This is a genomic window from Mycobacterium sp. E3247, from assembly GCF_001667785.1.
GTDB lineage: Bacteria > Actinomycetota > Actinomycetes > Mycobacteriales > Mycobacteriaceae > Mycobacterium.
This window is the reverse complement of the sequence record NZ_LZJG01000415.1, coordinates 1-719: the sequence shown is the minus strand read 5'-3', so window position 1 is coordinate 719 and position 719 is coordinate 1. Positions and strand designations below refer to the sequence as shown.

1 protein-coding gene is annotated in these 719 nt (G+C 61.3%); it reads left to right on the top strand.

The annotated features are described in order from the left end of the window. Nucleotides 1–719, top strand: a 719-nt coding sequence (locus A9X04_RS21570; RefSeq protein WP_197509280.1) for an acyl-CoA dehydrogenase family protein, incomplete at both ends; no start/stop codon positions are given.

Sequence of the window (719 nt, the reverse complement as noted above, 5' to 3'; positions counted from 1 at the left end):
AACGGCGAGAAGTGGTACACCTCAGGGGCGTCCATTTCTCAGCTGGCACTGGTGATGGCCAAGACCGATCCCGACGCCCCTCGTCATCGGCAATACACCACCTTCTTGGTGGAGCTGCCCAACGCGGGTTTCGATATCGTCCGCAATATCCCTATCATGGGCGAATCCGATATCCCCACCTACCAGGGCGAAATCCAGATGGGCCACGCCGAAGTGCGCATCAACGACCTCGTTGTCCCCCACGAGAACATTCTCGGCGGACTTGGACAGGGCTTTGCCATGGGCCAGCATCGCCTCGGCTACGGCCGGCTGCGGCACGGCATGTGGAGCATCGCGAAAGCCCAAGCAGCGCTTGACATGGCGGCCGCGCGGGCATGTGAAAGAGTCACCTTCGGCAAACGGGTGGCTGATCGTCAGGGAATCCAGTGGATGCTCTCCGACTGCGCCGAGAAGCTTTACGTCACCCGGCTGATGATCCTGCACCTGGCTTACAAGATGGAACGCGGGCTCGACTTGCGCATCGAGAACTCGATGGCCAAAACCTATATCGCCAACATGCTGATCGAGGTGATCGACACGGCGTTGCAGATACACGGGTCCTTGGGCTACACCCACGACCTGCCGTTGGCGGCCTGGCTCTCAGAGGCGAGAATGAGCCGCATCGTCGACGGCCCCGATGAGGTGCACCGGTGGACGGTGGGGCGCAACGTCGTCAAGGC